This is a genomic window from Rhizobium sp. BK112 (assembly GCF_014193215.1).
Taxonomy (GTDB): domain Bacteria; phylum Pseudomonadota; class Alphaproteobacteria; order Rhizobiales; family Rhizobiaceae; genus Rhizobium; species Rhizobium anhuiense.
In genome coordinates this window covers 87031-93382 of the sequence record NZ_JACHYZ010000020.1, presented here as the reverse complement: position 1 = coordinate 93382, position 6352 = coordinate 87031, and the positions used below count along the sequence as shown (strand labels likewise).

Annotated in this window: 7 protein-coding genes; 3 read left to right on the top strand and 4 right to left on the bottom strand. The window is 58.6% G+C overall.

The window, feature by feature from the left end:
- Both FHT75_RS36150 and FHT75_RS33150 read right to left on the bottom strand, forming a co-directional pair.
- Positions 1-211, bottom strand: a 211-nt coding sequence (locus FHT75_RS36150; RefSeq protein ID WP_246713013.1) for a recombinase family protein, incomplete at its 3' end; no start/stop codon positions are given.
- 254 nt (positions 212-465) lie between these two features.
- Complete coding sequence (locus tag FHT75_RS33150) at positions 466-1632, bottom strand: ATP-binding protein (protein ID WP_097542437.1); 1167 nt, start codon at positions 1630-1632, stop codon at positions 466-468.
- Positions 1633-1948: 316 nt separating this feature from the next.
- Between FHT75_RS33150 and FHT75_RS33145 the strand changes: the two genes are divergently transcribed.
- On the top strand, positions 1949-2326 hold the full coding sequence (locus FHT75_RS33145; RefSeq protein ID WP_168332975.1) for a hypothetical protein: 378 nt from the start codon (positions 1949-1951) through the stop codon (positions 2324-2326).
- 93 nt (positions 2327-2419) lie between these two features.
- On the opposite strand, the gene FHT75_RS33140 is transcribed toward FHT75_RS33145, so the two are convergent.
- On the bottom strand, positions 2420-3592 hold the full coding sequence (locus FHT75_RS33140) for a site-specific integrase (protein WP_183845586.1): 1173 nt from the start codon (positions 3590-3592) through the stop codon (positions 2420-2422).
- 165 nt (positions 3593-3757) lie between these two features.
- Here FHT75_RS33140 and FHT75_RS33135 point away from each other — a divergent pair, with 165 nt between their 5' ends.
- Both FHT75_RS33135 and FHT75_RS33130 read left to right on the top strand, forming a co-directional pair.
- Positions 3758-4912: an RHE_PE00001 family protein gene (locus FHT75_RS33135; RefSeq protein WP_183845585.1), complete on the top strand. Its 1155-nt coding sequence runs from the start codon at positions 3758-3760 to the stop codon at positions 4910-4912.
- Between the two features lie 36 nt (positions 4913-4948).
- Positions 4949-5890, top strand: coding sequence for a DUF4238 domain-containing protein (locus FHT75_RS33130; RefSeq protein WP_183845584.1), 942 nt, complete (start codon positions 4949-4951; stop codon positions 5888-5890).
- Between the two features lie 86 nt (positions 5891-5976).
- Here the strand turns inward: FHT75_RS33130 and FHT75_RS33125 are convergent, their stop codons facing one another.
- Positions 5977-6345, bottom strand: a complete 369-nt coding sequence (locus tag FHT75_RS33125) for a hypothetical protein (RefSeq protein WP_183845583.1) — start codon at positions 6343-6345, stop codon at positions 5977-5979.
- Positions 6346-6352 lie beyond the last annotated feature (7 nt).

The window sequence follows — 6352 nt, the reverse complement described above, 5'->3', positions numbered from 1 at the left end:
CAATCGAGGGCCGCCCGATCTCGCTATAGAAAGGCCGCAAGTGGGACCGCAGGCCGGACAGGTCGACGAAGCGGTCGATAGAACGCAGAAGGTGGGCGGCGCGCAACTCATCCATCTGCGCGTCATGGACCTGATCGTCCGTCGAGACGCGGGCGTAGCCGACGAGCCGTTTCGGTAATGGCGGCTGATTTGAAGCTGGTCGTCTTGCCATGGGTATTTGCGGCTGCTTTTCAGGTGCTTTGTACAAATAAGGAATGCGCGAAGAAATGACCCTTTGCGAGTATGTTTTATGATCAAAGAGAGGAGGCGCTTCCAGCGCGTCTTCCGGTCGACACGGAACGCGCGTCAGCGGCCTTCCACCGGCGTAATGCCGCAGAACTGTGTGTTTGAATGAGCGCTATCGCATTGTTCGCGCATTGTTGCCCAGAGAGATGCTGGAGCGGGCTTCTATAGGCGATACGCCCGCTAGGTAAGGTCAACCAGAGCTTTGCCTATCGAGGCTAGGGGCATTGCTTCCACATCGTGCTTTAGGCGGAAAGTTTCCTGCCCAGGGTAAACGACGATGCGTCGTGCTGGGTCGAGATCTTCGCATGCAAGATAGAAGCCTTTCTCGAGTTTCGGCGTCAGGCTCCGCTTGATTTCGATAGCCCAAGGTCGTTCACCCGGGGGCGTCAGAAGGAGGTCAATCTCCGCACCAGCCAATGTTCGGTAAAAATTGCTCTGAGTTCCGGGGGGGGCTGCTGCAATCAACGTCTCGATCACGAGACCTTCCCAGCTTGCCCCGGCGACTGGGTGTCCAAGCAGGTCCTCCTGAGTGGTCAGTCCCAAAAGGGTGTGGGTGATGCCGCTATCGCGAACATAGACCCGCGGTGATTTGACAAGGCGCTTGCCAACATTCGCATGCCAAGGCTCAAGGCGTCGTACGAGGAGTAGATCAACCAGGAGATCGAGATAGGAGGCGACCGTCTTGCCATCGACGCCGAGCGAACGCGCAAATTCTGCGGCATTCAGAAGTCCGGATTGATGATGTGCGAGCATTATCCAGAAGCGCCGCAATGTCTCGGCAGGAATACGAGGACCAAGCACGGGAATATCTCGTTCCAGATAGGTTCGTATGAAGTCCTGCCGCCAGCGCTGGCTTGCACGATCATTTACCGCAAGGAAACTATCAGGGAAGCCGCCTCGCACCCATAGCTTATTCAGATCATCAACTGGTACTTCCAGGCCGTCGATCGGACCCATTTCAAGGTAGGCGATGCGACCGGCCAGCGTCTCACCCGACTGTTTCAATAGATCGATGGATGCGGACCCGAGCAGCAGGAAATGGCCAGCCTTCCTCCCATTTCGCCGGCCCCGATCGATAAGCCCACGCAAATTCTGAAAAAGATTTGGTAGCCGGTGAACCTCATCCAGGATAACGAGCTTGTCGCTATGCTGGCTGAGATATAGCTCCGGCTCGGTGAGTTTGGCGCGGTCGGCATCCGATTCCAGGTCGAGATAGATTGATGGGCGTTGTTCGGCTATGGCGAGAGCCAGCGTAGTCTTGCCGACCTGACGCGGGCCAATGAGCGCAACGGCGGGGCTCGAATCGATCAACTCAGTCAGTTTTGTAGATATTCGACGTTCAATCATCCTTGCATTTATGGAGTATAATTCCGTAATTGCAAGGACGATATGTTGATAGCTCGGCTGCGTCCGCTGGCGCGTCGCGCGGCGTTCACATTGCCGTGTGCCTAAAGGCTCGCCGCGTCGGTTGTTCGGAACGCCATCTTTAACCCAAGGTCGATGACTGGATTGATTTCTACCGCGGCCGATGGCGTGGGGCCTTAACTCCAACGGTCGATGAACGGCAGCGAAACGCAACATTCACAGCCTGTTCAGCGCGCCAATGTCATCAAGTAACCAGAAAGAGCCTTACCTCCCAACACAGGCTCTGATGGAGTAGCCGATGAAAAAGATTATTCTCTCGACACTTGCTACATTGGTCGCGACCGGCAGCATCTTCACTTCCTATGGCTCCGCGAGCGCACATGATTATCGCGAGCACCGGCACGGCGACAGGAGTGCTGCCATCGTTGGTGGGCTGGCGGCGGGGCTCATCGGCGGACTGGTTGCCGGTGCTCTCATCGAGGACAGGGACCGTCCGCGGTATGATGAAGGCGCAGATTATCGCTACAGCCGCGGCCCGCGCTATGAAGGTAATGTCGGTTATCGCGACTATGGTGACTCGGGCTACCGTTACAGAGTTGGTCCGCGTCATGAGGACAACTCCGGCTATCGCGATTTTGACGGCACAGGCTATCGTTATGACAGTGGCTGGCGTTGATGCAGACCAAGTACATTTCCAGCCTTCCATGACGGCGACCTGAATTGCCTCGTAGAACTTTTGCGCCAACGGTGCGATTTGAGGGTCAATCCGTCAAATGACCAGCCTTGCGGCCCGCCCGTTCTTCCGTTCTGCATTGTTGTAGTAGCTTGCAGCCTGCGCCACCGATTTATGAAATGACTGCTGCATGGCTTCCTGAAGCGGGATGCCGCGGTTGGCCGCTTCGGTGAGATAACCAGATCGCAGCCCGTGGGCTGAAAATATCTCTGGATCGAGACCAGCCTTCCTGCAGCGGGCCTTGAGGATGAAATTGACGGACTGCGGTGTCAAGGCGCGGCGATCGACGTTGCCCCACTGGTCGATACGACGGAAGATTGGCCCTGCCTCAATTTTTGCCTCCTGGATCCATCGCTTCAAAGCCCCGACCGGACGGCCGATCAGGACGGCATGGGCCTTATCTTCTACATTCGTCGTCTTGGTGCGGCCGAGGTTGAGTGTCAGGCAGGGCAGGAGAGGGGAGGCGGAATTCTGCGGGTCGGCATGCGCCGGCTCCTCGTCAATCAGATCCTCGATGCGAAGGCTTGCAATTTCGGAGCGTCGGCGGCCGCCGGAAGCGAAGGCGGTCAGCAGCAGGGCACGATCGCGAACATCGACCAGACGATCGCCGGCGCAGGTGACCATGAGCTTTGCCAGGACATCGCCGGTAACCGCTTTTTTGCTCTTGCGGCGGCTTTGCCGCGGCGCGGCGCGCACAGCAAGCCGGAGCGCGGTCTTCAATGATGGCGCCGAAAACGCTCCGGTTAGTCCGCGCCAGCGTGTCAGGATCGACCACGAGGTCAGGCGCCGGCGCACCGTGTCGGGCGCATGCGGGCCGTTGACCCGTAAAAACCCTTCGGCGCGCAATCCTGTCTCGACCTCGACCGGCATGCCATGGTTCGGATCCTCGGCACGTTCAACAGGGTCCCAGAGATGATGAGCGACGAATTTCAACAGCAGGCTCTCCGGCGCCGGCCAGGGCAGGGGAGAGCCGATGGCAAGCGCGCACCAAGCCTCAAGATAGCCGAGATCGGAAGCGAGCGCCCTGAGCGTGTTGCCGCCCATGCCCTGTTGCGCCAGATGTTTTAAGGTGGCGACATCATCGTCCGTCAGCAATGCGGCTAGCTGATCACGACGGGCAAACGGCAGGATGGCGTCGAGTGCATCAAGTTCCTCGGCGCGGCGATGCACCGGATCGACAGGGGAGGGGAGGGCTTTTGGCTCTAGCATGGCGGTCTCTGGCGCTGTGACTTGCCCCGACTTTAGCGGTTCTGCGCCGCCAACTCCATCACTATCGATACTTGGTACTTATCGATGGTTAGACAACGTTCCGGCAAAAGCAGCCGGTAATGAACTCTAACTATGAGATAGCGTTCGTTTAACAAATCATTTACCATGATTTCAATGCCTTACGATCTTGCCAAACTGCCCATCTCAAGCCTGCTGCGGCCGATTTCGGAGGCTGGCAGCGCGCTCGCCCGCCTGGACGAGCGTATCGCCCGCTCGCCGGTCGGGCAGGGCTGGATCGAGCGCGTGCACTTCGCCGACGCCTGCGCGTCGCTGTGGATCGACGGTGAACTCGTCCATCTCGAGGACCTGGTGCTGCATGACGCCGGCGCCGACATCCGCGCGCCGACCCATGAGCTGACCATCGCCCGCGACGTCCTGAAAACCCGCCGGCGCATCGCCGCGCAGCCGCCCGGCTGGGCGCTCAGCCCCGAAGGATTGCGCAGCCTCCGCGGGCACGACTTCGTCGCCGGCACGCCTGCAGCACCACATTGCGCCGACGGCACCGTTGCGATCGACGCCGGCGAGCTGGATAGCAGCGCGAACGGAGGAGGGGAAGGGGAGGACCGCGATGATGGCGCCAACCCGCTCGACGCGGAGTTCGCCGCCATCGATGCAGTGCTAGCCCGATCGGACGCCGCCATCGAACAGGCAAAACGGCCCAGCCGCGCCGACGCCCCGGAAAAGGATCCGCTGGTTTACGATCTCGACTGGGACGAGGACGAACGTCTCGGCGAATGGCGGGCAATCCTGCGCGAGGTCGACAGTTTTCCACCCGTGCTGCAGGCGGTTGTCGCCCTCGATGCCTGGAATGGTTTGGAGGTTCTGCAGCATGCGCCCTGGCTCGGTCGGCCGCTGGCAGCATCATTACTGCGCGGGGCCGGCGTGACGACCGGAGCGAACCTGGCCGCGATCAACCTCGGCCTGAAAACCATTCCGGTCGATCGGCGCCGGCATCGCGATCGCGAAACCCGGCTGCTGGCGCTTCTCGCCGGCATTGCCGCCGCCGGCGAGCTTGGCCTGAAGGAACATGACCGACTGACCCTTGCCCGACAGTCAATGGAGCGCCGGCTGATCGGCCGGCGCCAAACGTCAAAGCTGCCGGAGTTGATTGAGCTGGTGATGTCGCGGCCGCTGGTGTCGGCCGGCATGATCGTCAAGGCGGTCGGCGTGACGCCGCAGGCGGCGATACGGATCGTCGGCGAGCTCGGGCTGCGCGAGATGACGGGGAGGGGGAGGTTTCGTGCGTGGGGGATTTTTTGATTGCGCTAACTCGAGGGCTGCAACAGTGGTGATGACATGAGCGAACGAACGAAACGACAGCATGTCGTACCGCGGTTCTACCTGAGGCATTTCACACAGGAGGATGGAGAGCTTTGGACCCATGACTGTGTCACCGGGAGTGCTCGCAAGACAACTCCTGAGAAGACGGCATTCGAGACCAACATCTACACGCCGACAGGTGAGGATGGCGCCCGGATTGACCTGATCGAGGACACCCTCGCAAAGATCGAGTCGCAAGCCGCCAAGAGCTATCCCGAACTTCTAGCCTTCCGGCCTTTGACACCGGTTGCAAAGCTCGACTTTGCGGCGTTTCTCGCGACCATGTTTGCGCGAAGCCCCGCGCAGCTTCGGCAGTTTGCTCAAACGATGGGTCAAATGGCCCTATGGGGCAGCAGGCATGAAATGGAGCGTGAGTTTCGTCAGAAGAAGGAAAAGGGCGAAATATCGGCTGCGGATACGGCCGTGCGGGAGATACTTCACAGCAACGAAATGTTCACGATGAACGTTGATCGGAGGGTCGGTCTTCTCGCTTTTGAACAAGCGAAGCCCTTGATGAATATCATGGTGCGAATGAATTGGAGCTATGAGATCAGCGAAAAGCAACAACTGGTCACAAGCGACAATCCGGTGTTTTGGGTCAAGGGCGGTGGCCCGCCAGATCTGCAGGGTTATGGGTTTGGCCTGGGCGATCGCTTCGCGGTTATACCGTTTCCCTTAAGTCCGGGCGTAATACTTCGTCTTGACTGGCGCCCTGATGGGGCCTGGAAGAAGTTCAAGCTCGAAAGACAGCGTGCAAAGCTCGCAAATCAATACCAGGCTAAACACAAGGAAAGGCTTTTGTTCTTCCGTGACAGCGATCAAGGGCTCATCACACTCGGGATGAAATATAGGGCTGCGGTGAACCAGATTGACATTGGGGTGCCGTCTCCGATTATCGACGTCGTTCGGAAATTGTGAGTCTCACGAATATTCCAGTTGCTCGGGGCATGGGCCGAGACATGAACTGAGCTTGGCTGCGCAGCGGCAATTGCATTATCTAAACACTACCCGAAGAGCAATTTAGGTGGTGATTTCACAACCAGCCACTCAACTAGGTTTCCAGACCGAATTTTGAAGCCGCGAGCTCGAAGCGCATCCGCATCTTTGTCGGAAAGCTTGCCCTTGACGCCATGGCTCGCGGTTCCGTCGAAATTCACGACTACAAGTTCGTTGTTCTTTCGGCCGTAGACATGGGCATGGACTTGACCGGCGCCGCTCGCCGGTTGATCGATTCCGATATTGCGATCGAACCGTCCGGTGATCCATTTTCGATCCTCAAACAACTCAACAATCTTACCGTCCTCGGTCAGTATGATCTCATCCAGGACCGGCCGCGCGTTCAGCTCGGCATTAAATTCTTTAAAGCTTTTCATAAGAGCG

What these genes read in the sequence shown, in the direction of transcription:
- FHT75_RS33150 (WP_097542437.1), bottom strand. Translation starts at nt 1,632, where the DNA reads ATGATTGAACGTCGAATATCTACAAAACTGACTGAGTTGATCGATTCG.
- FHT75_RS33145 (WP_168332975.1), top strand. Translation starts at nt 1,949, where the DNA reads ATGAAAAAGATTATTCTCTCGACACTTGCTACATTGGTCGCGACCGGC.
- FHT75_RS33140 (WP_183845586.1), bottom strand. Translation starts at nt 3,592, where the DNA reads ATGCTAGAGCCAAAAGCCCTCCCCTCCCCTGTCGATCCGGTGCATCGC.
- FHT75_RS33135 (WP_183845585.1), top strand. Translation starts at nt 3,758, where the DNA reads ATGATTTCAATGCCTTACGATCTTGCCAAACTGCCCATCTCAAGCCTG.
- FHT75_RS33130 (WP_183845584.1), top strand. Translation starts at nt 4,949, where the DNA reads ATGAGCGAACGAACGAAACGACAGCATGTCGTACCGCGGTTCTACCTG.
- FHT75_RS33125 (WP_183845583.1), bottom strand. Translation starts at nt 6,345, where the DNA reads ATGAAAAGCTTTAAAGAATTTAATGCCGAGCTGAACGCGCGGCCGGTC.